The sequence below is a fragment of the Xylella taiwanensis genome (assembly GCF_013177435.1).
Classification (GTDB): Bacteria; Pseudomonadota; Gammaproteobacteria; order Xanthomonadales; family Xanthomonadaceae; genus Xylella; species Xylella taiwanensis.
Map to the genome: position 1 here is coordinate 2,323,408 of NZ_CP053627.1, position 24,059 is coordinate 2,347,466.

The window sequence follows — 24,059 nt, forward strand, 5'->3', positions numbered from 1 at the left end:
CAGCGGGTCATCATCCAGATACAAAATCCCCCCACCCCCAGTACCCCATATTGCTTTCTTCAACATGCGCTACGATGCGGCATCGGCTTCGTATGCTAACGATAGATAGATATGCCAAATCGAGGTACGCCACGTCGCCGTACTCATAAAGGCAGAGCGTCAATCAAGGAAGCGCTCACGCTCCGCCGGCTCTGGGATCAGGCATTGAGCATGGCGCCCGAACCAACGATAGCGATTGCGCGCCAGCCAGCGATAACAGGCATCTCGCCAGCGACGCGGAAACACGTGCAGCCAAGCAGCAGCGCGCCAGAAACCACCTAAACCGGCCAATACACGCAACACTGCATCTGAGTCAGTCCAAGCCTTCCCATCCTCAACCAGCAAGAACGAAATCGGATCCTCTGGATCCAATCCATATGCACGCAGCAGTACCTGACCATGCGCTCCCTGCATCGTGGCAAAACGGTAGCGTTTTTTTCGGTCACGGCGCAGCAGGAAACGCACCCCACCATTGCATAGCACGCAGACGCCATCGAAGACGATCACAACGGTAGTTGCATCAACCTGACGCAAAACATCCCTCATATGCGGATACACGGCCCCACTCTCGGTAGGCCCATCTGAATCAGAAAACGGCAGCGTCTATCCTTTGCCGATTCATGGTACGCGCAACCGTAGAACAAACGTACTGATAAAGGCAACCACCCCACATATTCGGGTCACACAATAATGGAGCCAATGCACTCGCATGTCAGGCACACTCCAATCGAACTAAACCAAACTGCGAACCACTCGGCATAACAGCGCATGTATCGACCATCCATTAAAGCAACGGCGCCAATGCTAGCGCCCCTCATGACTGACAAAAATCACTGAACCGGTACCGTCCCGCCAAGTCGCAAACGCATCATGGCAGGCAACCCAAGCAGCCACCTGTGACGGCCACGCTACACCCAATATTCCCCTTATGGAGTACAACCAACACCCCTCACGTGGACAACACAGAGTATCTCCAGCAACACAGCAAATATCTCAGCACTCAACACTTACTAGAATTATTAAGAGAAGCACGTTTAACACGCGATCCATGCCAACGTAGCAAAGCGTCCGCTGCGACGGTCGCGGCGGTGGGAGAAAAATCGCTGTGGATCAGAGATTGTGCACAAACCGCCACCATAGATAGAGGCAGCGGAGAGCCCCGCACGCATCAAGCGCTGCCGTGCCAACGCATACAGATCAACACACCAATGCCCGGGACGGGTTGCTGAGAAAGCACAAGCCGCACCCGAGTCACGCTCAACGAACGCGGCATACACATCCAGACCAACCTCGTAGGCATGTGGGCCGGCTGCAGGCCCAAGCCACGCTTGCAAACGCTCTGGCGCCGTCCGCAACGCAGCCACCGTTCGCTCCAGCACATCATGAGCCAAACCACGCCAACCAGCGTGTATAACACCGATCTCACTACCATCACCAGCAGCCAATACGACCGGCAAGCAATCAGCGGTCAGGATCGCCAAGACCACGCCAAGCACACTGGTAATCGCAGCATCAGCCGTCGGCTCGACCACGCGGCCGATCGACTGCGGAGGCGCATCGACACGCAACACCTCGGCACCATGCACTTGCTGCAACCAGTGCGGCACTGACGGTAAGCCCAACATCTCGACCAAACGGGCTCGATTCCGCTCCACACACACGGGCTCGTCACCTTCAACCACACCACAGTTCCCAAGATTCAACCGATCGAACGGTGCTACGGATACACCAGGCCCATCACGCAACGTGCTCAATACGATGACACCGGGCGGGGCCGGCCAATCCGGCATTAGCACCCAAGATGGAAGCGTCCCCATCTCAGCGTCACTCCCGTTCAGAAAACACCACACTGTCCTCACGCAGCACCGCCAGAAGCTGACATAAATCCTCTGGCACCGGCGCAGCAATACGCACAGCCGCACCACCCACAGGATGGAGGAACTCCAACACTTCAGCATGCAATGCCTGACGCTTGAATCCGCGCAGCATGACGACCAACGCCTCAGTGCCGCCCTTGGGTAGCTTCAGCAATCCACCGTACAGCCGATCACCGACAATCGGATGACGCAGATGCGCCATGTGCACGCGGATCTGATGAGTGCGCCCAGTATCCAGGCGGCACTCCAATGCCGTGTGGGCACGGAAGCGCTCCCTCAGCCGGTAATGAGTGACCGCTTCCTTACCTCTCTCGGACACCGCCATCCGCAGTCGGTCACGTGGGTGGCGTTCAATCGCCGCATTGGCCGTGCCACCGGAAACCAGCGCGCCAACGACTACCGCCAAATACTGGCGATGTACCTGACGTGTGGACAATTGCTCCACCAGCGCCGTCTGCGCCAGCAGCGTACGTGCCACTACCATCACCCCACTCGTATCTTTGTCCAGTCGATGCACGATCCCAGCGCGCGGCAACGCCGCTAAAGCCGGATCGCGATGCAGCAAAGCATTGACCAAAGTACCATCGGGATTGCCAGCACCCGGGTGCACTACCAGCCCCGCAGGCTTATTGAGGACGAATACATGTTCGTCCTCGTACAAAATATCCAACGGAATATCCTGTGGTACGGCATCGGTCCGGGTCTCCAACATCGCCTGTAACCTAACCGTTTCGCCACCGTAAACCGGATCACGCGGCCGTGCCAGCAATCCGTCCAACAGCACATCACCGGATTTGATCCATTCGGCCAAGCGTGAACGCGAGAATTCCGGGAAAAGTTCGGCCAACACAGCATCGAAGCGACGGCCAGCAGCGCTGTTCGGCACCGTGACCTGACGAGAAAATGCAGGGATGTTATCGGGCATAGACACCAACAAAAACAGCGAAATTCGGCACCGGCAGGAGCATAAGTCATTCACAGGACAGGCCATTAGGCTATCATCAATACTTCGTATTCTTGATGCGTGCCACGCAACCCCATGACCCAACGTCCTGCCTTCTTCGCACCTACCCACCTGTTGGTCATGCTGCTGGCCACCTTGATCGTCATCACCGGCTGTCACCGCGAGGCCAAAAAGAATCCTGAAGATGGCATGCCGGTGGAACACCTGTACGACAAGGCACACAACCTCATGAAGAAAGGCAACTGGGCCGGCGCCGAGGTCAGTTTCAAGCGTCTGATCGCACAATACCCATATGGCCCGTATACCGAACAGGCGATGATGGAGAACGCCTACGCACAGTACAAATCGGGCAAGCACGATGACGCTGTATCGTCGATCGACCGCTTCATACGTATTTATCCGACACACCATAACATCGCCTATATGTACTACCTGCGGGGTCTGACCAACAGCAACCGCGACACAGTGTTTTTGCGCAAGGTCTGGTCACTGGACCTCAGTCGCCGTGACTTATCCGCACCACAGCAGGCCTATAACGACTTCAAGACCGTGCTCGACCGCTACCCGGACAGCCGCTACGCTGCAGAGGCCCGCAAGCACATGATCGAGCTACGCGACATGTTCGCTCAGTACGAGATGAACGTTACGCTGTACTACCTACGCCGTAATGCTTGGGTCGCAGCCGCAGGTCGCGCCAACTTGCTGCTGGAAACCTACCCAAAGAGTGCGTTCCAATACGATGCCGTGGCCGCCCTTGGAGAGGCTTACACCCATTTGGGTAACAAAACACTTGCAGATAATGCACGCCAAGTATTGCAAACAAAAGCCCCTAACCACCCATGGCTCAAGGGCCAATGGCCAAAGTACCCAGCAACAATCCGCAAGCTAAACCCATTCGCAGGTGAAAAATCAGCTGCTACCGGACAGGCTAACGCCGTCGTAGATTCCAGGTAAGTTTCAATGAAAAATCGCAATATGTACTTAATCTGGATGCAAGCTCGGTGCAATGAAATTGCTTTACGGCCAGTGTTATAAACCCGTGAATTGGTCTCTGGTTGCTTAATTAGCAAGAAGACTCTGGATCGGGAAACATTCTCATTTTACGAAGCAACTTCATTTTCATTAAAAACCTCATCGTCATTGTGCGGTTAAAACACTTGCTCCATCTCTATAAAGTGTTATCAACTCGCATTCTCTCTATAAATTAAAGCATCCGGATTTGATGCTTGGCCCTGATTCCCACGGATGCCCCTTAAGTTCGGATACTTGGACGTAGGGGGCCACAGATGACATTTCGACCATTCTGGACTTGCACAGGGATCACTCAGCCGCCCTTATGCAAGTCCCTCCGAACATACAATGGACCGGCTCCGCATCTGGGTGACACACGATACTTGCGGAACCTGTCTGGAACATTGGGATGCTCGAGAGGCCCCACATATTCACAGCAGTTCAAACACATCTGGACAGTATGACCGCAGACAGGAATCCTCTCTCCCGTCAGCAGTGTATCTTTCATCTTGATCCTGAAGACACTTCTCCAAAGGGGCAAAACACACTCCTTCGATCTGATGGTGAACTTCTGTGTGCCCCAGCCAGAGACACTTCCGCCTCGCTGAACACCTGATCCGAGTAATGCACCGACTGGAACGCGACGACAGCGTCAAAGCACTCCAGACCAAGATACTGTTCACGCATCACGTCCACACCACACACCCTCCCGGCTCACGTACGCACACTCTGCCACGCAGCACGTGCAACATCACAACGCCACCTTCAGCATTGCACTCCTCATGTTCAATACACTGAAACACTCTGGAGCGGACATCACCTGATGACTGAGATGTTGAAACAAACAACACTGTGATCCAGTCATGTCAGCAACAGAAAATACACCACCGGACACTGCCGCCAAATCAATCAGGACATATGGAAAACCGTTTTTACCCGCATCTCCAAGAACCACTAAAAAAATCACGAAGATCCCAACCACAGATAACAGAACATCCCTTGCCTATGACCAACATTGCACCAAACGGTATCAATGCATCGACCTATTATTGTTCAAAGAGTTTTTCTGCCTCTCTTAACACCGACGGGAATCTGAGGTGCAATTGCCACAACGATGACAAGCGCCGACACGACGCATCTCTGGCACCAAGCGATGCCCGAAACGCTGTATCCAGAGAGGTCGACCTGATCGGGTCAAATGCCACGCCAGTACAGTACAGACTCGACTCCAGGTACCGGGCAGATACTTGCGCACCACCACAAGCACACTGACAACCACCACCAACGCAATCACCACATATTGCAGTAGCAATGACACGCTCATGGGTTAGCTCGCCCCCAGTAGCAATGCAACTTGGTAAGTTGCCAACGCCGCCAGGTAAGCCAAACCAAATAGATACCCTGCCGTCATCGCCATGTGCTTCCAAGAATTGGTCTCACGCTTAATCGTAGCCAAGGTGGAAATACACATCGGTGCATAGATGTACCAGACCAGCAGCGACAGCGCCGTAGCCAATGACCAGCCGTCTTGAATCAGCGGCGACAATGCCCGCACAGCCATATCGTCATTGGACACTGACAATGCATAGACCGTTGCCAGCGAGGAGACTGCCACCTCGCGAGCCGCCAATCCTGGAATCAACGCAATGCAAATTTGCCAGTTAAAGCCTAATGGGGCAAAAAACACTGCCAGCACATGGCCAATTCTTCCAGCAAAGCTGTAATGGATCGCTGAATCAGTCACCCCGGACGGTGCCTCCGGAAACGACAGCAAAAACCACAGCAGGATGGTCAACGCCAAGATGATGCCACCGACTCGCTTAAGAAAAATGGCCGCTCGCTCCCACAAACCCAGCACCAAATCACGCGGATGAGGCAATCGGTAAGATGGCAGCTCCAACAGCAATGGATGCTCGCTTTTGTTGCGACGCCACTTTTTTATCGTCCAAGACACAGTAAGCGCGCTGAGGATGCCCGCCATGTACAACCCAAATAGCACCAACCCCTGTTGATTGATCGGGCCCCACAGGGATTTAGGCGGCACAAACGCACCGATCAGCAACGTGTACACCGGCAACCGCGCCGAGCAGGTCATCAACGGCGCCACAAGCATGGTAGCAAGGCGATCACGTGGGTCCTGAATACTGCGCGTTGACATGATGCCCGGCACCGCGCAGGCAAAACTAGACAACAGTGGAATGAACGAACGCCCGGAAAGACCAGCCAACACCATCGGCCGATCGAGGAGGAACGCCGCACGCGGCAGGTAGCCAGACTCCTCAAGCGCCAGGATGAAAGCAAACAGGATCAAGATCTGCGGCAGAAACATCACCACCGCGCCAAGACCAGCAATGATCCCATCTACCACTAAACTGCGTAGCGGGCCGTTCGGCAACACATCCCCAATCCCATGACCCAACGCCGAGGTGCCCACTTCAATCAGATGCACCAGCGGTGCAGCCCAGGCGTATACCGCCTGAAAAATCAAGAACATCACCACGGTCAGCACCATCAAGCCGAACACCGGGTGCAACAACCAGCGATCCAACGCATCGTCCACGCGCGATGTCCGACTGGGCATCCTTACCGCCGCTTCCAGGATGTGCCGTACTTGCGCGTGATACTGGTCACCGGCAGGTGACGTGGGTGTGGGTGCAGGCAACGTTGTCACCACCGTGTCGAGTTGCTCGATCAGCGCGCGCGCGCCATGACGGCGTACCGCCACCGTTTCCACCACTGGCACCCCTAACATCTGCTCCAGCATCTCGCGATCGATGCGAATGCCACGCCGCTGTGCAGCATCAACCATGTTCAGCGCCACCACGACTGGCCGCCCCAACTCAAGCAACTCCAGTACAAAACGCAAATGCAGCCGCAGGTTGGTCGCATCGATCACACAGACCAGCACATCCGGCGGAGCCTCACCAGGATAGAAGCCACGGCAGAAATCGCGGGTAATCGCCTCGTCCAGACTGGCAGGCTGAAGACTATAAGCTCCCGGCAGATCAAGAACCACGCACTCACGCCCAGACGGTGCATGGAAATGCCCTTCCTTACGCTCAACCGTGACACCAGGATAGTTAGCCACTTTCTGTCGGCTACCCGTCAACTGATTGAACAACGCTGTCTTGCCGCTGTTGGGATTACCCACCAGAGCCAACCGCACCTGCTTATTCATACGACCGTCTCCATCGGTACCACTCGGATGCGCTGCGCCTCAGCCCGCCGTAAAGCAAAACGGGTGTAACCAACCTGCACCAGGAGCGGCTCACGCCCCAACGGGCCAGTCGCCAGCACCGTGATCTCTTCGCCGGCAACGAAACCCAGTTCGCGCAAGCGTCGTGCAATCACATCGTTAGGCTGACGATCCTCCACCGCTTCCACGACCACGGTGCGGTGCAACACCATATCCAACAACGTCACAAAACGCTCTTAATGACAAGAATGGTTCTCAATATTAACATCGCCTGTCGAAGTCAGCGCAGTGCATCATCACTGCACAGCACATCCCAGGGATGGTCGTCTCCCAACACTGTGAATATTGAGGCTGTTACTGGCGTGCCTGACTCCATGACTGTCGATCGTGGATCGCAAACCTCCTTGTTGCGCCTGTACCAACCAGACACCCTGCACAACACCTGCAACGCCACGCTAAAGTACATGTTGTCACCCTTGTCAGGAGCGATGCTCCGCTGTGACTTCACCCCAATGGGTAACAAAATCCAGCCGTTTCAAAGGCAGTGACGAGAACCCGGAGTCTGTTAACACTTATGTCACTGAGGCAATTTCGCTGCGGGACTGAACGTATGGAGATCCCAGCTACCCAATTCATGCAAGTTGACCACTGCTTTTTTTAGTCACTCTGCCGAAGCAACGCGGCAACGTCAGTCCGACGAATATGCAGGTACGCGACACTATCCTGTATCTTTTGAATACCGCTGCCAATGACGTGACCTGCCCAAGCGCTCAGCGACTGGCACACGATCTACACACGCATAAGCCGGGCATGACAGCGACCCTCGGTCACTTTCATGACAACAGTCCACCGGAGGACATCACCTTTGGAGAGCAGTTCCGGCCTCCTACCTTACAGACGCGAAGGGAAACCGTGTAAGCATTAGCCCATGAGCAACCCGCATCGGCGAACCATGCCTGAATTTTGGTCATCTGCAGAGAACACTCGACTTACCCTTAGGCCTACCGACCCAATGGCAGACCACCACAACGGGTTTGCCGAGAATGCCGTCAAGATGGAACTGCCTGTTGGCAATCACCTTGAGTCGTCACTGATTGGCACGTGCCCACGATCACCGAATCAACCGCCCCTCGGAAACGTCCGACTGTCGTAGCATTGCGATCTACACCTGAGCGCAGCGCATTACCTCCCCCCTTCACACTAGCCAGTACTGCGCTTGGCCGGATCATGCTTACGGGAAACCATATCGACCAAATCACGACCCACCGCCGGGTCACACCTCCGGGTACCAGTATGGATCACCACCAAAAGGTGCTTGCAGATATCGGTGAGCTGCTGACTATGACGACACCAGGATTGAAGTCACTGCGGAATGCTTCCCCTGACATCACGTCACCTGCATCACTTGAACAACTGCAACCGCCAACACGTGCAACCAGTGATGTGCAAAGTACTGACAGCATTGCTTTGCAATCGATATCCAAGAAACCGTGCAAGGTCATCTTCAATGGATCACCCAACTTACGTTAGGCAATCGGCAACACCTGATCGAGCTACGAAGAATGCAACGCACCGCAACAACAGCACAGGGTTAGGTGAAGACATGATCGACTCCTGAAACACAAGGACCACGCCCACTGTTACAGATGCCTGAGTGTTTAGGCACTTCACAGTAACCGCAACAGCCGACCATCGCACTTCGCCTACTCCCTTTCGGCTTCCGGCCCCTTGCACCAGCAGGTAATCAGCACTGCTCCCTTTATGACGTCATACGAAGATGCTGGTTTAAACTCCAGAACGACGGTGGCTTTATTATTTAGGACTGTGTCTCGGCCTATCTAATCAGTAAAAGATCTCCAGACGCCACTCCAGGACCTCCATGGGACTGAAGGCAAATACGATAGCCACCATCGTACAGATGCACATTAAACAGCTCGGACCGACGCTGCACACACGCATCGTTCCTTGGGCATACGACCGCAAGAGGTACAAGCGCCGCAATTAAGATCGAGTGCCTGTTCCGGAGACTCAAGAGCTATCAACGCATCTGCTCCAGATGCGAGACACTCGCTGCCATGTTTATCACCGTTATCTGATTGGCTCCGATTGCGGATGGCTTGCAATCGTGTTAGCAAATGATGCTTTTTATCTTTAGAAACAGGTCAGATGAAAAGCACCAGCGACAAGAAGAACGCTCCAATAACGAATTTAAGGAAAAAACATTCACTGTCGGACTCGTACACATACCAAAGATCACGTCTCAAGCGATGATGACCCCATACATGCCCCGATTCACCTTGCAATCTGAATATATCTGCACTCTTTTCGTGATTCACACATTCAATACACATCTTAGATTGTTTTAAAGGCGAACCTATCAACCTCGCTCAGAAACCATAGCGCATAAAACCGCCATCCACCGCGATGCATTCGCCGGTCACATAACTCGACGCTGGCAGACAAAGGAATGCCACTGCCGCAGCCACTTCCTCAGGTTCTCCAATGCGGCGCATCGGCGTACGCTCAATGACCTGCTCGTAATAGTACAGCTCGGAGAGCGGCGCCGACGTGCGACGAGTACGGATATACCAAGGTGCCACTGCATTGACACGGATGCCATCCTCAGCCCATTCGACAGCCAAATTACGGGTCATCTGGTGCAACGCCGCCTTGCTCATTCCATACGGCACCCCGGTACGCACATGAGTCAAGCCAGACACACTACCAACATTGACAATCGCTGTACTGGCATGACGCGCCAACAACGGCTGCGTGTAACGACACAACTCAAACGCAGAGAACAAATTAATCTCAAAAATTTCACGCCACTCGTCTTCTGTATAGTCAAGCGCTGCACGCATAACATTGCCGCCGGCATTGTTGATCAACACATGCAAGCCATTGCTGCGGTCTTCGACCCAGTCCAGAATCGCGCGGCGGTCCTCATCGTCGGCAACGTCAGCAGACAACCCATGTAGCTCACGCTCAGGGAACTCGTCTGCCAGTTCGTCGCGTACTCGCGCCAACAAATCAGCGTCGCGCGCTACCAACAGCACATCGGCACCCAATCCCAACAACTCACGAGCAACCGCCAAACCGATACCCGTACTCGCACCAGTGATCAAAGCCGTGCGGCCATCCAAACGCCAACGGGATTGGATCATCGTATTCTCCATTCGCTCATGGAAAACATCCACCAGATGGTCACGGGTAACGGCATAAAATATCTTCCTCGCACCAACGGATGTCTGCCGTGAAACTGCTCTGCATCCTTACCATCCTACTGCCAACCCTGGCCACTTATTGTCACCCACCATCGGTACACATCGATGGGCCGCCTACACCATCAACGAGGCCAGTGACGCGCATCAGTACAACAGCCACTGACACGCACTCCGAACAGGCATCCATTGCGTGCTGCCCTCTCATAGCAAATCAAGAACACATCACCTCCAGCGGCATACTTGATGCGTATGCGATCATTGCAAAGGCACTCAGATGACTTAGCAAGCAGAGCCATGTAAAGATCGATCAAGGCTCAAAGCCTCTCATGGGATCTTGAGAAATGCCAGCCCTGACAACCGATGGTCTGCTTGGATTAAACATTGGAATTTTTATTCTGATTGCATTTTGAGCGGTTACCAAGCTTAAACACACCCTCACCGCTCATCCAACAAGCGTCATCCTCGCAACGTGCCTTCAGAGTTATAGCAACAGATGAACTTGCAGATGACTGCATCGCTTAGAGACATCACTGAATAGCAATCGCTCATGCTTTCACCTCGTGGAAACGCTCATGTTGTGCAGCTTCACTGAAGCTGCGCATTGGGACGACAACACGACATCCCAAGTGCGAACGCTTTAAAGAGCTTAAGCTACACAATACAAGGTGTTAGCGATGTACTCCAGGCAGACAACCGTTGGTATTCACGGGGACGAGACTTGACCTCAATCACTGCACCTGCGCACAGTCGCATTTGAGCATGCACAACACATCACAGCCTGCAAATTCAAATCTCCGACCTCTATACATGACATGCTGTGCTTAGCCTTCATGCATTTAAAAATCAACCAGGCCAAACACGCCACCGGACAAACTTTAATACCGCCGTACAAGCCCCAACTCATTGGCGGTTAACCCGATGACCAGCTCGATAGAAATGATCAATATTCTTCACATCCATTCTCGTGGATTGCAGAACATGACAACCTGGTTAAAACAACTCCCGTGAGCAAGTCAAATTTGCACAGACTCCTAAAATCGATTGAATGCCCGCACCGAACGCATTAAGCAAATCGGCCGCAATGTCCTACCAGGTGGTCAGCGATGGCGATGGCTGAATCAACGTACCCATAGAACTATTCTGCGTGCCTTACGACAAGCTCGGCTTGGAACGCCACTTTTGCTTGGATATACAAGACGACAACAACGACCAACCCAACAGCAGGCTAATACTCCACAGATAAACCTCTTCACCTTCCAATGTCCCACAATCAACTTGGTAATACTGACCTAAAGCACCTACAAATGGCATGCATCAGCCATAGATATCCAGCCGTCCCCAGGATGAAGCAACAGACCCCACCAGTGACTACTTGACTACACGCAAGTGCGATCGCTTCCCTGAAACAGATGGGGGATCTTTCCCGCCATTAGGCGTGGTAGGCGGGGGCACGTCGTCTGGTGGCTCACCCGAGATGATATCCTCCGGCAATGCCATACCCTGCCCCGTTTCACGCGCGTACACCGCTAATACCGCTGGCATTGGCACCTGCACCGGATAGCTGACTCCAGCGAAACGCGCATTAAAGCTGACACTCTCATCGCCGATATGCAAATGCATCACTGCACGTCCAGCAATGTTCAAGACCACCCGACCATCCTTGACGGCACTTGCCGGCACTTGCACCCCCTGGACGCAAGCATCGACCAGGATATGTGGCGTCATCCCATTGTCGTTGATCCATTCCACCAACGCTCGCAATAGATAGGGCCGATGACTGGTCATTCGTGGAAATTCACTCATAAATAACAGTGTATGCCCGAACGCAATGCAAGGCTATCAAACAGCCAAGTCACGTAATTTCTTTTCCTGCTCGGTGAGACTGCGGAGGAACCCTGGATTGCGGAAAATACGGTTACCGTAATCCTCGATCACCTTACCATCCTTTGGCAACGGCACGTCCAGCGCCTGTAAGCGCCAAATAATCGGTGCCATCGCGCAATCGGCCAAGCTCATCTCCCCATTTAGAAAGAACTTGCTAGCCTTGAATAACGGTACCGAGGCAGTCAGCAATTCCTTGAGCCGCTTACGCCCAGCCTCGGCTTGAATCTTGTTGCCAAGTTGGATGGCCTGTACCTGAGGAACCCAATCATGTTCGATACGCAACATAGCCAGACGGAGCCGCGCACGCGACAGCGGATCCATCGGCATGAGCGGCGGATGGGGGTAACGCTCATCGACGTATTCGCTCACCACGGAAGCAGCGTACAGCACCAACTCACGCTCAACCAGTGTCGGTACAGAATGATAGGGATTAAGGTCAATCAGATCCTCGGGAGGATTCTGCGGATCTACAGATACCATGTCATAAGTCACTCCCTTGGCCGCAAGAACCAAGCGCACTCGATGACACAACACATCATTGGTCGCGGAAAACAGGGTTAAGGTATTTCGCATACGCACACTCATCGCCATTCAAGGCTCTCCAACGACCGGAATCCGCCGGCCGCATCAACAACCACCGGCCCAATGCCGAAGGTCTCCACAATATCAGCGAGTTTGCAATCAGCCATCATAAAAGCCAATAGCAGATACAGGCCACTGATATCACGTCCCTCAACGCACGTCCTCTCAATAGGCCTTCTTGAGTAGACAGGCCAAGAAAGTCAACAAGGCCAGAAAAAACATTACACACACTCTCAAAGAGTGCCGTTGTAACACCGCAGGCTCGGCGGCATATTTTGCAGGAAATTGACAATATCACGCACAGTCTGGTCGAACTCTGTAGCATTCTAATGACCGGGCTGACCGATCAGCATTAGCCTGCGATGCCCCTACATATTCTGCCCGTTGCACGCCCTGCAGCTGCCACAATGGATTGGGCACAGAAACGTCGACAAACAACCGATTGTTCCAACCCAGCGAGCAAGTCGAGTCTACGTAGAAAAACCTCAGAATAAGCGTAGATCCAATCACTTCCACGTACACGGGCCGTCAAACCCAGATCCGGCGGCATCTTACCAAACCACTGCGCGGCAGCGTCAACCCGCATCGCTGTCATGATCGTATCGCTGATCTTGGCAAGGTTGAAGTTGAGATGACGCATCACTTGCACTTCACTCCGAACCACATCGGCAGCGATACGTGAATAACGCAGATACTGCAACGAATGGCAGTCCACGCCGTAATTCATGTCCAACTACGCGCTGCGCTGTCACGAAATACGGTGGCTAACGTCAGTACCGGCACTCCAACGGGACACCACCAGCCACTTGCGTAGCCGGCATCACTACAAACGGCAACAGCAAACACAGCATCCAACACGACCAGCACCGTAACGTCCTCATATCAGCCATAGAAAGTCAATCGTTCCGGCACCGGCTTCTTAGCATCCAATACCGTCCACAATGGCATAGTGATGAAGAAGGTGAAATACAAAAAAATCAGCACACACCTTACATAAGATTTCCAAAACAACCGTACCTGGCCGCCCCAATCACCGCCAGCCACACAAAACACACCACAAGCACGCCGCATCCCATCCGTGCCATCCAGCCATGATCACCAATCGAGCACACCCTGGCGCGGTCCAACCAGGGCACCAGAAACAAAAGCGATCGCAAAAAACATCACTAACACGCCCACGGATATTTACTGCGTACCAAACGCAACATCGCGTAGTACACGGCGTAGTACCAGACCAGCTTGATGTCCTCAGGAGTGACCAAGCGATTAGCTTCAACAAAGTTGCCGTACTCCAGGAACAAACCGCCACACTCCGAAGCAAAGAAAATCACGAAAGCTGCCAACAACAAGATGCAAACACCAACCAGGTCCTTCACCATGTCATACGGATGGAACGGGATACTGTCAGCTGGCTTAAGAGTGGTCCAACAATTGCCATTAGCAGCCGGTTCGATGTCGATACCATCCGGATGGTTGCCACCAACCTCGCGCAACGCACCGAGATGCAGCACCACCAACAGCAGCAGCAGTACCTCAATCACGTGCAATGCTAAAGACGAAGGGTTGAACGTAACATCTGACCGCAAATCATCGCCCATGATCCACTCGGCCAAACCACGACCGATCGCCGAGATCACACCGAACAGCGACATGATCGCCTGCGCGCCCCACAAAACGACACCTGCCCCACGGCAACACGCACCCCATGAATGCCTCGACCATCAGTACCAGGTCAATCAACATACCCAGGACCCAGCCTCAGTCAGGGGGCTTCTTGCCACTGCCGTATATCAGTCCACGGAACATATGCAGGTATGCCACGATGAAAAACAACGAAGCCCCCATACGGGGCATATCACAGATCAACCAGCCCCCATTCGATGTCCCACATGATCCTCATTTCGATCGACTGGAACACCTCAGCAGCACTGGGTTTGTCATGCATCACCCAAAAGATGCCAGCGACGATCTGATTCACCAGGACCACCAGTAACAGCGATCCGCAGCAATACCAAATGTTGAAATTTTTAGGTAAGTAGTACTTCGGTGACGTGTTTACGATAAAACAACAATGATCCCGGAGCACGCATCTCGATCCAGTCCAACAGCCCCCGAGCACCACAAGCAATGATGCTGTGCATGGCTCCAGCACCCCGTGTTCCGTTCACGTTTTCTGGATCTAGACCGATCACGAACGTGCACTCATCGCGATAACGATGCAGCGGCACCAGCAAAGTCTTCTGAGCTGGCATGCCACTAAAAACACATCCAGACATATCAAAACGCGACTTGTGGCAAGGACAGAAATAGCCCCCCCCCTTCCATTGTGGATCGAACGGCTGCGGGCAAATCTCAGCCACCATCTCTGGGAAACACCCTACGTGCGTACAGACACCCACCAAAACCGAAATCTCGGGCCTGATCGAACGCACATCAGGAGTGCGAAGCACATCACCAGGCTACTGACTCTTTACCTCAGACGTAGGATCCTTCAACCGCCCCCTCAAGCCGGACAAAGCATCGAGCATTGCCTTGGGACGCCTGACCACCCAGACCGGCTGACCACGCCACTCCAAAATCAAGCGCTGGCCTTCTGGCAACCCACTGATATCAACAACCACTGGCACACCCGCCAATTTGGTCTTAGCACTGGAATTCAAAGACTTGAAAAAATGAACCGAGAGAAACCCTGCACCGATCAACGTCGTCGTCAGAAAACGTCGCCGCTTCACGTTGCTAGACGCATGGCCCTCATCACTTCACCATGTCGCACTCCCCGAATCGTCCCCAAATATCTTAGACCTACGCATGCACCACTGGAGATACAACCCACGAAGATCACTGAGGCATACCAAAAAGCACTGGAGTGATGAACAACACGCGTACGCACCGCAACGCGAAACCACATACCTTCATTGAGTACTCCGCAACGCCACGCGATAGCGTCCAAGAAGCACATTGACGCGTTCAACGTAACGCTGCGTCTCACTGTACGGCGGCACACCGCCATAACGGTCAACCGCACCCTCCCCGGCATTATAGCCAGCCGCCGCCAGTGTCAGATTGCCGTTAAAGCGCTTCAGCAACCAAGCCAAGTACTGCACACCACCACGGATGTTTTGTATCGGATCATAAGCATCGGTCACCCCGAAACGCTGCGCCGTGGCTGGCATCAGTTGCATCAGCCCCTGTGCACCAGCACTACTCAGCGAAAGGGGGTTATACGAGGATTCAGCATGAATGATCGCACGCACCAACGCTTCTTCGACCCCAAATTGGCGTGCAGCGGAAGCGATTTCACCCTGGTAAGACGAAGTATTGAGACGCACCGATCCGAAATTGACCCCAGGATTAGCCGCACACGCATAGCAAGTTTCGATGAAGCTATAAGAAATCGTGCGCAATCCATACACATTGGCCACTTGCGTCGGAGGTTTACTGGTGTAATGACGCACACCATCCTCGATGTAGGAGTAAACCTGACCGCTGACCAAACGCTTCGCCCCCCCCACCGCCACGGTGGAACGCGCCAACGCCGGCGTGGCTGAAGCACCAGCCACCGGAGGCGATGACACTGCAGCGTCTTGGGCAGACTCGGACATCGGCACCACGAGAGGCACAACCGCAGGGCGCGCGGGCAGAACCACAGATGGAGCACGACGCACGTTGCTGACCACGACAGTGCACTTAGCACCAGGAACGCGCTTGCTGACATAACTAGGGATACCGTCAACGTTGAAACACTTGTAGAGTGCCGCCCCCCAAGCAGGCACCGCTATCATGGCCAGCAACAACCCGACAATGCGGAAGACCCTCTTCATAGCATCCAGTCTCCCAAACTTTATCCATCATTGCCAAGCATGACCGATGACAACCGCACAGCCAGCGATCCCACATCACCCCCCTCCCGTATCCTTCGCCCCTGAAGCACCTGCAACAACCCGCTAAACTATCCAACCTTACCCACACACCCGACTGGATTAAGCACCATGACCGGGACATCAGACATGGCCACACCCAGCAAAGACGCCGCCGCCGCCCTGCTGCCATTGCCCAACCCAAACCAACACCATGCCCTCACCGAACCCACGGGCGACCATGCGCACCACCATCCACCGGCGCGCGGCAAACTATTTATCAAGACCCACGGTTGCCAAATGAACGAATACGACTCGGCCAAGATGGCCGACGTACTCATCGCCACCGAAGCACTGGAACTGACAGACAATCCCGAGGAAGCCGACATTATCCTGGTCAACACCTGCTCGATCCGCGAGAAGGCCCAGGAGAAAGTATTCAGCCAACTCGGACGCTGGAGAGCCCTGAAAACCAGTGGCCGTGACGTGATCATCGGCGTCGGCGGTTGCGTCGCCTCACAAGAAGGCGAAGCGATCATCAAACGCGCCCCTTACGTCGACTTGGTCTTTGGCCCGCAAACGTTGCATCGCCTGCCAGACATGATCCGCGCCCGACGCGAACAGAACCGACCGCAGGTAGACATCAGCTTCCCAGAAATCGAAAAATTCGACCGCTTGCCCACACCGCGCGCCGAAGGTCCGAGCGCATTCGTCTCAATTATGGAAGGGTGCTCGAAGTACTGCTCATTCTGTGTGGTGCCTTACACCCGCGGCGAGGAAGTCAGCCGCCCGTTCGAAGACGTGCTGATCGAAATAGCACACTTAGCTGCACAAGGCGTGCGCGAAATCAACCTGCTCGGTCAGAACGTCAACGCCTATCGCGGACCGATGGATCGTGCCCCCCATGGGAACGATCGTCCGGGTGAGCCCCCCTATGCCGACCTCGGTCTCCTCATCCGTGCCATCGCACAGTTCGAAGGCATCGGACGTATCCGCTTCACCACCTCGCACCCCCTGGAATTCTCGGACTCGCTCGTGGAGGCCTACCGCGACGTGCCACAACTCGCCAACCACCTGCATCTGCCGGTTCAATCCGGCAGCGACCGTATTCTCTCAGCCATGAAACGGGGCTACACCGCCCTGGAATTCAAATCCAAAATCCGCAAACTGCGCGCCGTCCGCCCGGACATTTCGATCAGCTCGGATTTCATCGTAGGCTTCCCCGGAGAAAGTGACGCCGACTTCGAGAAAACTATGAAACTCATTGAGGACATCGGTTTCGACCAGAGCTTCTCTTTTATCTACTCGCGCCGCCCCGGTACACCCGCCTCCACCCTTGAGGACAGCACCCCCGATGAAATCAAACGCTCACGTCTGGAACACCTCCAAAAACACATCAATGCCTATGCCGCCAACATTTCAAAGCACATGGTGGGCACTGTGCAATCCGTGCTAGTGGAGGGCCCGTCAAAAAAGAATCCGAACGAACTGACTGGGAAAACCGAAAATATGCGTTCCGTCAATTTCCCTGGCCACCCACGCCTCATCGGACAATTTATCGACGTACTGATCACCGAAGCACTGACCAACTCATTGCGCGGACGCGTGTATACCAGCGACAACTAAAACATCACCACCCACCTACGTTCTGGCGATTTTTTCATCAATGTGTAAAAGATCCTTACACAGCAACACATCGCAGTGGTTACTCACAGCTTTTTCAAAAAGCAATCCACATCATCTGTGGAGAAAAAACGGTCATGGCGAAACTTCACCAACACACCCTCACCCCAAGTGAAGAAAATCTCACACAACATCATCCATCAGCGACTCCATGCATCAAGCGGGAAACATGCTCAACGGAGCTACCCCTTGAATACGCAATCAACCTTAATCCTAGCCCTGGGTACGCCCACACAGGCCCCTTCATCTTCGCCTGCCGACACCACAATCGTCTCGGCGTCCTCTCATGAACACACCTGCACAACGTCACTTCACTCTTGAACCAGTCAACGTCGAACGGCTGGCAGACCTCGCTGGCTCCTTCAACGAACACCTCCATCAAATCGAACGGCGTTTGGGTGTGGAAATCGCCAATCGCGGCAACATATTCCATATCACCGGCCCAGAAACAGCTGTCGTCGCCACCGAAACGTTACTGCGCGCATTGTACGCCGAAGCCACCGGCACCACCTTCAACAACCACACGATCCAACTGCGTCTGAGTGAAGCCCATATGGCACAGCTCGCCGAACAAGCCTACACACCACAAGACGTCGCAATCAGGGTCAAGCGCGGCACAGTGCGTGGGCACGGCGCCAACCAAACCAAATACCTCCACAAAATCGCCACCCACGACATCAACTTTGGCATCGGCCCCGCCGGTACCGGAAAAACCTTCCTGGCCGTGGCCAGTGCGGTCGAGGCACTGAACGAATCGCGTGTACAGCGCTTAATCCTGGTACGACCAGCCGTTGAAGCGGGTGAGAAACTCGGTTTTTTGCCCGGCGACCTGAATCAGAAAATCGACCCCTACCTGCGCCCACTGTATGACGCACTGTACGAAATGCTGGGTGTGGAGAAAGTCGTCAAACTGTTAGAGAAAAACATCATCGAAATCGCACCATTGGCTTACATGCGAGGGCGTACACTCAACAACGCATTTGTGATCCTGGATGAAGCGCAAAACACCACCATCGAACAGATGAAAATGTTTCTGACCCGCCTCGGTTTTGGCTCAACTGCCGTAGTCACTGGCGACCTGACCCAAATCGACCTGCCCAAACACGTCAAGTCCGGCCTGGACGATGCGATCGAAGTACTGCACGAGATCGAGAGTATCAGTTTCACCTTCTTCACATCACACGATGTCGTCCGTCACCCCCTGGTCGCACGTATCGTCAGTGCCTACGACAAACACCAGACACGCAGCAACACAACCAAACCCACATGACCCCTGTTTCCGCTGCATCCAACCCCATCGTGCTGCACCGTCTCCTGCCTTACGACACGGAATCGCCTCCATGACCCGCGGCCCTGTGTGCCTCAATGTCGGCATCAGCTATGGCCTACCCCGCGCCAAACTGCCTGCCGCGGTGAGTTTCCGCAAATGGGTCGCTGCCGCACTGCAAGGACGCATCCGCAAAGCTGACCTGGCCATTCGCATCGTTGACGAAAAAGAAGGCCGCGTACTCAACTACCACTATCGCGGCAAAGATTACGCGACCAATGTCCTCAGTTTCCCAGCCCAGCTCCCCGACCTACCTAAAGGTCTGAAAATACCCCTACTTGGCGACGTGGTGATCTGTGCCCCAGTGGTCGCACGCGAAGCCGCAGAACAAGCGAAGCCACTGTCTGCACACTACGCCCATCTCACCATACACGGCACCCTGCATCTGCTCGGCTGGAACCACGAAGACCAACAGGAAGCCGAAGCCATGGAACAGCTTGAGCGCGAAATCCTGGCCAATCTCGGCATCAACGACCCATACCTTGGAGAAGACTGATGCGCGGATGTCTGGCCGCTCTGCTTACGGCACTGCCGACACTGACCTCCGTGGCTGCCGAACCACCCCCTCCTGACCTGGCCGCACTGATCGAATGCCGCCAACATGCCGCCAACTACGCCCAGTTGGTCCCACTGCTGGAAGACCCACCCCAAGCCATCACACTAGGTTGGCAACTACTGCCGGCAACCAACCCCTTCATGACCGAATACGCACTGCATACACCCATTCACGTCTTTGGCCACAAGACCATGCGGATCGCCCTCTCGGGCGGCAGCATCATCGCCATCCTCGACCTACCCGACCCGCGCCCACTGGCACGTACCCTGCAACTGGACACTGCAATCGACACCCCCGGAAAAACCATATTCGGGCGCGAGCTGGCCAGTACCGACACCACCAACCCAAAGACCGGCCAACCCGCCATCGAATCAATCGTGCTCAACGTTTCCAACGTGACCTCACACCCAGGTAAAACCTTGGTCGGCTGCACTTACAGCCTCGACGAACCTTAGCGTCTGGCATGGCTGGCCCAACACACGTGCCCCTTACCCAGCCTGCTAAACTTGCAACAACGCCCAGCACACCGGGTACCGCCCTCACACCTTCCTTGATGTCAGAAGACGACAATCATCAAACCATTACTGAATCCCAAGAGAAACGCCGTAGTTGGCTCGAACGCCTAAGCGCCGCGTTCTCCGGAGACCCACACACCCGTGACGACCTGTTAGTCATGCTGCGTAGCGCCGAGCACCACGGGCTCATCGCCGCAGACACCTTGCGCATGATGGAAGGGGCCATCGCAGTCGCCAATCTCACCGTCGGCGACGTGATGGTACCGCGCTCGCAGATGGTATCGCTGCCTGCCGAATCAGACCTACTAACCATCACAAAACAAATGGTTGAATCCGGCCACTCACGCTTCCCTGTCCACGGCGAAAACAAGGACGAGGTACTCGGCATCTTGCTGGCCAAAGATCTGCTGCGCGGTGTGACCGCCAACAACACCCCAACCAACGTGCGCGAACTGCTGCGCCCCGTGGTATTGATCCCCGAGTCGAAAAAACTCAACGTCCTACTCAAAGAATTCCGACTCTCACACAACCACATGGCTATTGTCGTCGACGAGTATGGCGGCGTCGCTGGTCTGGTCACCATTGAAGACGTACTGGAGCAAATCGTCGGCGACATCGACGACGAACACGACGACACCGAAGACCAAACCAACATGATCGCCGTACAGGCCGACGGCTGTTACGTCGTCGATGCCCTGACCCCCATCGAAGACTTCAACGAACGCTTCAGCGCTGAATTTCCAGACGACGACTACGACACCATCGGCGGTCTGGTCACTGAAGCCATCGGGCACCTCCCCGAAACCGGCGACGCACTGACGCTAGACCGGTTCACATTCCGCATCGCCAAAGCCGATGCACGCCGCATCCACATGCTCCACGTGACTGTATTACCGCGCAACACACAGGACACCGCTTGACCGCACTGCCTCGACACCTAGCACGCCACCCGTTCTATACCCTATTCCGACTGCTCTGTACCTGGCTACTGCTGACGACGAGCGCCGCCGCCCATCCCCTACGCATCGGCATCGCCACAATGCAGCCCGGCGAAGTGTTCTTCGAACACTTCGGCCACGATGCCATCATCGTCGCCGATCCAACCAGCGGCCTGTCGATCTCATACAACTTCGGTTACTTCAACCCCGAAACAACCGATTTTTTCAGTCGCCTCATCCGCGGCGAAATGCTGTATTACCTTATCTCACTTCCTTTAGAAGAAGACCTAGAGCAATATCGCGACGCCGGACGCAGCGTTAGTATTCAATGGCTGGACCTGCTACCTGAACAAGCCACAGCACTCGCACAAGCATTAGCAATTCGCAGCCAACCAGAGTATGCGGGCTACCACTACGACCTCATCGGTGCCAACTGCGCCACGATGGTACGCGACAGCCTGAACCAGGCAATGGGCAGCACACTAAAACCACAGCTAACAAGACGACCCTCACGCGGTAACACCTACCGCAGCGAAGTGATCCACCTGGCCTCACCAACACCGTGGATGTGGCTCGCCTTGGACCTGGTGATGGGTCCATACACCGATCAACCACTGTCACTATGGGAAGAATCCTTCATCCCAATGCGCTTGGCTGAGCACCTGCCCCAGGTATACAACAGCGCCGGACGTCCCCTAGTACAAGAAACCCAAGTCATCCTGCCGAGCCGCATCACCTCCACATCCGCAGAACACCCACACCACCTCTGGATATGGTGTGCCATCGGCTGCAGCATCGCCACGCTGATACTCCTCTTAGGAACACGGCATCCACGCCTACTCACCCTACTGACACTGCCCTTCTGGCTGATGTGTGCACTCGGCGGACTGATACTGCTCTATCTATGGGGTTTCAGCACGCATCAAGCCACTTGGGCCAACCGCAACCTCCTGCTACTCAACCCACTATGCCTGCCCCTGATCGCAGGTAGCATCGCTTGGTTACGCGGCAGAACACCCGGCCGCTGGTTCGATCTCATCCTATGGATCAACACCGCCTCCAGCGTCACCGCCCTGCTTGCATACTGGCTACCCGCCTATACGCAACGCAATCTCTCATGGATCGGACTGTTACTTCCGATCCATCTCGCCCTGGCCTGGACACTGCACCGGCGTATCACCACCCCAACCCAACAGCAAAAATGACCCTCACCCAGGCTCCACATCGCCCTTATTCCGAGAATCCAGCGTGTGTAGTCACCTGCGCGTACTACGACGCACGACACCATCGCCATAACATCCACCTGGACCGTATCAGTGAAGAATTGCATCGCGAAAACAGCTTCATCTGGGTCGGACTCTACGAGCCCGACCCAACCGTATTACGCAAACTCCAAGAAGAATTCGGCCTCCACGACCTGGCCATCGAAGACGCCTTGAAAGCACATCAGCGCCCTAAAGTTGAAAACTACGGCAATTCATTATTTATCGTCGTCAACACCGCACAACTGATCGGCGAACGCATCTGCTACGGCGAGACACACGCCTTCCTCGGCACACGTTTCCTCATCATCGTGCGCCACGGCGCCTCGTTATCGTACGCACCAGTGCGCGCACGTATGGAACGCGATCCCATGCTGCTCGGATGCGGCCCTGCCTTCTGCCTATACGGCGTGCTTGATTTCATCGTCGACAACTATCTACCGATCATGGACGAATGCCGTGAAACATTGGAACAACTAGAACAAGATATTTTCTCTGAAAATTACCAGCGCCAAACAGTCATCCGGCTCTACGAACTCAAACGCGAAATCAATAAAATGCGTCTCGTGGTTGCGCCACTCCAAGACGTACTCGCACACCTAACCCGCAACCCCGAAACACTACTGCCCCAAGACGTCAGCATCTATATGCGCGATGTCCTCGACCATGCCGTCCGGATTAACGACGCCATCGACACATTACGCGAAATGCTGGGCACCGCACTGAGCGTCAATCTGTCAATGGTGACCCTCGCCCAGGGAGAAACGGTCAAACGCCTAGGCGCCTGGGCCGCCCTCCTCGCCGCACCAACCCTGGTCACCAGCTGGTACGGCATGAACTTCACCCACATGCCCGAACTCGACAAACCTTACGCCTATACACTCCTTGTCGTCGGCGTCACCGTGTCCTGCCTCCTGCTGTACAGACTCTTTAAACGCGTCCATTGGCTGTGAAATAAAACACAGCAAAAACACCCTGCAATACAACCATCCATCGCCATCATTGCACTGAAGTGAGTGGCTGACACAACCGCTCAACTGGCTACCGGCAAGAAGTCAGATCGCCCCCCGCATCCACGTTGCCGTAGCTGGAATGGATACGCATGTTGCCATTGAACGCGGCAATAACGTTTCCCGTATCGCAT

Annotated in this window: 22 protein-coding genes and 3 pseudogenes; 9 read left to right on the top strand and 16 right to left on the bottom strand. The window is 54.6% G+C overall.

The features are described 5' to 3' along the window. Positions 1-159: 159 nt before the first annotated feature. From PLS229_RS09865 to rluD, 3 genes are all read right to left on the bottom strand, one after another. A complete protein-coding gene (locus PLS229_RS09865; protein ID WP_038270486.1) occupies positions 160-585 on the bottom strand; it encodes a thiol-disulfide oxidoreductase DCC family protein in 426 nt (141 codons plus the stop codon). A gap of 488 nt (positions 586-1,073) precedes the next feature. Next, positions 1,074-1,856, bottom strand: a complete 783-nt coding sequence (gene pgeF, locus PLS229_RS09870) for a peptidoglycan editing factor PgeF (protein ID WP_038270485.1) — start codon at positions 1,854-1,856, stop codon at positions 1,074-1,076. A 7-nt stretch (positions 1,857-1,863) separates the two neighbouring features. Next, positions 1,864-2,841: a 23S rRNA pseudouridine(1911/1915/1917) synthase RluD gene (gene rluD / locus PLS229_RS09875; protein ID WP_038270484.1), complete on the bottom strand. Its 978-nt coding sequence runs from the start codon at positions 2,839-2,841 to the stop codon at positions 1,864-1,866. A 114-nt stretch (positions 2,842-2,955) separates the two neighbouring features. Here rluD and PLS229_RS09880 point away from each other — a divergent pair, with 114 nt between their 5' ends. Next, a complete protein-coding gene (locus PLS229_RS09880) occupies positions 2,956-3,834 on the top strand; it encodes an outer membrane protein assembly factor BamD (protein ID WP_038270483.1) in 879 nt (292 codons plus the stop codon). Between the two features lie 1,132 nt (positions 3,835-4,966). Here PLS229_RS09880 and PLS229_RS09885 read toward each other — a convergent pair. Genes PLS229_RS09885 through PLS229_RS09895 form a run of 3 tightly spaced genes read right to left on the bottom strand, consistent with a single transcriptional unit; the run spans position 4,967 to position 7,314 of the window. Beyond that, the gene (locus tag PLS229_RS09885) at positions 4,967-5,215 is read right to left on the bottom strand and encodes a DUF6587 family protein (RefSeq protein WP_038270481.1); all 249 of its coding nucleotides are present in this window, start codon (positions 5,213-5,215) and stop codon (positions 4,967-4,969) included. A gap of 3 nt (positions 5,216-5,218) precedes the next feature. Beyond that, positions 5,219-7,069, bottom strand: coding sequence for a ferrous iron transport protein B (gene feoB / locus PLS229_RS09890; protein WP_038270480.1), 1,851 nt, complete (start codon positions 7,067-7,069; stop codon positions 5,219-5,221). Beyond that, complete coding sequence (locus PLS229_RS09895) at positions 7,066-7,314, bottom strand: FeoA family protein (RefSeq protein WP_038270479.1); 249 nt, start codon at positions 7,312-7,314, stop codon at positions 7,066-7,068. The genes feoB and PLS229_RS09895 overlap by 4 nt, the downstream gene beginning before the upstream one ends. A gap of 147 nt (positions 7,315-7,461) precedes the next feature. Here PLS229_RS09895 and PLS229_RS11985 point away from each other — a divergent pair, with 147 nt between their 5' ends. Next, positions 7,462-7,635, top strand: a complete 174-nt coding sequence (locus PLS229_RS11985; RefSeq protein ID WP_160165130.1) for a hypothetical protein — start codon at positions 7,462-7,464, stop codon at positions 7,633-7,635. A gap of 1,839 nt (positions 7,636-9,474) precedes the next feature. Here the strand turns inward: PLS229_RS11985 and PLS229_RS09900 are convergent. The 10 genes and pseudogenes from PLS229_RS09900 to PLS229_RS09930 form a co-directional block, all read right to left on the bottom strand. Further along, positions 9,475-10,251, bottom strand: a complete 777-nt coding sequence (locus tag PLS229_RS09900) for an SDR family oxidoreductase (RefSeq protein WP_038270571.1) — start codon at positions 10,249-10,251, stop codon at positions 9,475-9,477. A 1,428-nt stretch (positions 10,252-11,679) separates the two neighbouring features. Continuing rightward, the gene (locus PLS229_RS09905) at positions 11,680-12,114 is read right to left on the bottom strand and encodes a ClpXP protease specificity-enhancing factor (RefSeq protein ID WP_038270476.1); all 435 of its coding nucleotides are present in this window, start codon (positions 12,112-12,114) and stop codon (positions 11,680-11,682) included. 36 nt (positions 12,115-12,150) lie between these two features. Continuing rightward, complete coding sequence (locus tag PLS229_RS09910) at positions 12,151-12,786, bottom strand: glutathione S-transferase N-terminal domain-containing protein (RefSeq protein WP_038270475.1); 636 nt, start codon at positions 12,784-12,786, stop codon at positions 12,151-12,153. 156 nt (positions 12,787-12,942) lie between these two features. After that, positions 12,943-13,667: pseudogene (locus tag PLS229_RS09915) on the bottom strand (cytochrome c1). Beyond that, positions 13,660-13,848: a hypothetical protein gene (locus PLS229_RS12790; protein ID WP_425511095.1), complete on the bottom strand. Its 189-nt coding sequence runs from the start codon at positions 13,846-13,848 to the stop codon at positions 13,660-13,662. The pseudogene PLS229_RS09915 and the gene PLS229_RS12790 overlap by 8 nt, the downstream one beginning before the upstream one ends. Next, a pseudogene (locus PLS229_RS12795) lies at positions 13,767-14,429 on the bottom strand (cytochrome b N-terminal domain-containing protein). The gene PLS229_RS12790 and the pseudogene PLS229_RS12795 overlap by 82 nt, the downstream one beginning before the upstream one ends. A 106-nt stretch (positions 14,430-14,535) precedes the next feature. Then, positions 14,536-14,631 carry a hypothetical protein gene (locus tag PLS229_RS12800; protein WP_425511067.1) on the bottom strand — a complete coding sequence of 32 codons (96 nt, stop codon included), beginning with the start codon at positions 14,629-14,631 and terminating at the stop codon, positions 14,536-14,538. 1 nt (position 14,632) lies between these two features. Next, a complete protein-coding gene (locus PLS229_RS12805) occupies positions 14,633-14,929 on the bottom strand; it encodes a hypothetical protein (protein ID WP_425511068.1) in 297 nt (98 codons plus the stop codon). Beyond that, positions 14,916-15,509, bottom strand: a pseudogene (petA, locus tag PLS229_RS09925) (ubiquinol-cytochrome c reductase iron-sulfur subunit); the annotation flags it as partial. The pseudogene petA and the gene PLS229_RS12805, both read right to left, overlap by 14 nt. 180 nt (positions 15,510-15,689) lie before the next feature. Beyond that, positions 15,690-16,598: a lytic transglycosylase domain-containing protein gene (locus PLS229_RS09930; protein ID WP_038270474.1), complete on the bottom strand. Its 909-nt coding sequence runs from the start codon at positions 16,596-16,598 to the stop codon at positions 15,690-15,692. A 168-nt stretch (positions 16,599-16,766) separates the two neighbouring features. Here PLS229_RS09930 and miaB point away from each other — a divergent pair, with 168 nt between their 5' ends. The 7 genes from miaB to PLS229_RS09965 all read left to right on the top strand — a co-directional run bounded on the left by miaB (position 16,767) and on the right by PLS229_RS09965 (position 23,868). After that, positions 16,767-18,260 carry a tRNA (N6-isopentenyl adenosine(37)-C2)-methylthiotransferase MiaB gene (miaB, locus tag PLS229_RS09935; protein ID WP_038270473.1) on the top strand — a complete coding sequence of 498 codons (1,494 nt, stop codon included), beginning with the start codon at positions 16,767-16,769 and terminating at the stop codon, positions 18,258-18,260. A 343-nt stretch (positions 18,261-18,603) separates the two neighbouring features. After that, positions 18,604-19,587 carry a PhoH family protein gene (locus PLS229_RS09940; protein ID WP_038270472.1) on the top strand — a complete coding sequence of 328 codons (984 nt, stop codon included), beginning with the start codon at positions 18,604-18,606 and terminating at the stop codon, positions 19,585-19,587. A gap of 70 nt (positions 19,588-19,657) precedes the next feature. After that, positions 19,658-20,140: an rRNA maturation RNase YbeY gene (ybeY, locus tag PLS229_RS09945; protein WP_038270471.1), complete on the top strand. Its 483-nt coding sequence runs from the start codon at positions 19,658-19,660 to the stop codon at positions 20,138-20,140. Next, positions 20,140-20,655, top strand: coding sequence for a hypothetical protein (locus PLS229_RS09950; RefSeq protein ID WP_038270470.1), 516 nt, complete (start codon positions 20,140-20,142; stop codon positions 20,653-20,655). The genes ybeY and PLS229_RS09950 overlap by 1 nt, the downstream gene beginning before the upstream one ends. Positions 20,656-20,753: 98 nt before the next feature. Continuing rightward, on the top strand, positions 20,754-21,635 hold the full coding sequence (locus tag PLS229_RS09955; protein ID WP_038270469.1) for a CorC family transporter: 882 nt from the start codon (positions 20,754-20,756) through the stop codon (positions 21,633-21,635). Continuing rightward, positions 21,632-22,858 carry a lipoprotein N-acyltransferase Lnb domain-containing protein gene (locus PLS229_RS09960; protein WP_425511069.1) on the top strand — a complete coding sequence of 409 codons (1,227 nt, stop codon included), beginning with the start codon at positions 21,632-21,634 and terminating at the stop codon, positions 22,856-22,858. The genes PLS229_RS09955 and PLS229_RS09960 overlap by 4 nt, the downstream gene beginning before the upstream one ends. Continuing rightward, positions 22,855-23,868: a magnesium and cobalt transport protein CorA gene (locus PLS229_RS09965; protein WP_038270467.1), complete on the top strand. Its 1,014-nt coding sequence runs from the start codon at positions 22,855-22,857 to the stop codon at positions 23,866-23,868. The genes PLS229_RS09960 and PLS229_RS09965 overlap by 4 nt, the downstream gene beginning before the upstream one ends. Positions 23,869-24,059: the final 191 nt, after the last annotated feature.

Bases quoted from the DNA above. Each gene is read 5' to 3' on its own strand.
- PLS229_RS09865 (WP_038270486.1), bottom strand. From the start codon at position 585: ATGAGGGATGTTTTGCGTCAGGTTGATGCAACTACCGTTGTGATCGTC.
- pgeF (WP_038270485.1), bottom strand. From the start codon at position 1,856: ATGGGGACGCTTCCATCTTGGGTGCTAATGCCGGATTGGCCGGCCCCG.
- rluD (WP_038270484.1), bottom strand. From the start codon at position 2,841: ATGCCCGATAACATCCCTGCATTTTCTCGTCAGGTCACGGTGCCGAAC.
- PLS229_RS09880 (WP_038270483.1), top strand. From the start codon at position 2,956: ATGACCCAACGTCCTGCCTTCTTCGCACCTACCCACCTGTTGGTCATG.
- PLS229_RS09885 (WP_038270481.1), bottom strand. From the start codon at position 5,215: ATGAGCGTGTCATTGCTACTGCAATATGTGGTGATTGCGTTGGTGGTG.
- feoB (WP_038270480.1), bottom strand. From the start codon at position 7,069: ATGAATAAGCAGGTGCGGTTGGCTCTGGTGGGTAATCCCAACAGCGGC.
- PLS229_RS11985 (WP_160165130.1), top strand. From the start codon at position 7,462: ATGACTGTCGATCGTGGATCGCAAACCTCCTTGTTGCGCCTGTACCAA.
- PLS229_RS09900 (WP_038270571.1), bottom strand. From the start codon at position 10,251: ATGATCCAATCCCGTTGGCGTTTGGATGGCCGCACGGCTTTGATCACT.
- PLS229_RS09905 (WP_038270476.1), bottom strand. From the start codon at position 12,114: ATGAGTGAATTTCCACGAATGACCAGTCATCGGCCCTATCTATTGCGA.
- PLS229_RS09910 (WP_038270475.1), bottom strand. From the start codon at position 12,786: ATGGCGATGAGTGTGCGTATGCGAAATACCTTAACCCTGTTTTCCGCG.
- PLS229_RS12790 (WP_425511095.1), bottom strand. From the start codon at position 13,848: ATGCGGCGTGCTTGTGGTGTGTTTTGTGTGGCTGGCGGTGATTGGGGC.
- PLS229_RS12800 (WP_425511067.1), bottom strand. From the start codon at position 14,631: ATGCCCCGTATGGGGGCTTCGTTGTTTTTCATCGTGGCATACCTGCAT.
- PLS229_RS09930 (WP_038270474.1), bottom strand. From the start codon at position 16,598: ATGAAGAGGGTCTTCCGCATTGTCGGGTTGTTGCTGGCCATGATAGCG.
- miaB (WP_038270473.1), top strand. From the start codon at position 16,767: ATGACCGGGACATCAGACATGGCCACACCCAGCAAAGACGCCGCCGCC.
- PLS229_RS09940 (WP_038270472.1), top strand. From the start codon at position 18,604: ATGAACACACCTGCACAACGTCACTTCACTCTTGAACCAGTCAACGTC.
- ybeY (WP_038270471.1), top strand. From the start codon at position 19,658: ATGACCCGCGGCCCTGTGTGCCTCAATGTCGGCATCAGCTATGGCCTA.
- PLS229_RS09950 (WP_038270470.1), top strand. From the start codon at position 20,140: ATGCGCGGATGTCTGGCCGCTCTGCTTACGGCACTGCCGACACTGACC.
- PLS229_RS09955 (WP_038270469.1), top strand. From the start codon at position 20,754: ATGTCAGAAGACGACAATCATCAAACCATTACTGAATCCCAAGAGAAA.
- PLS229_RS09965 (WP_038270467.1), top strand. From the start codon at position 22,855: ATGACCCTCACCCAGGCTCCACATCGCCCTTATTCCGAGAATCCAGCG.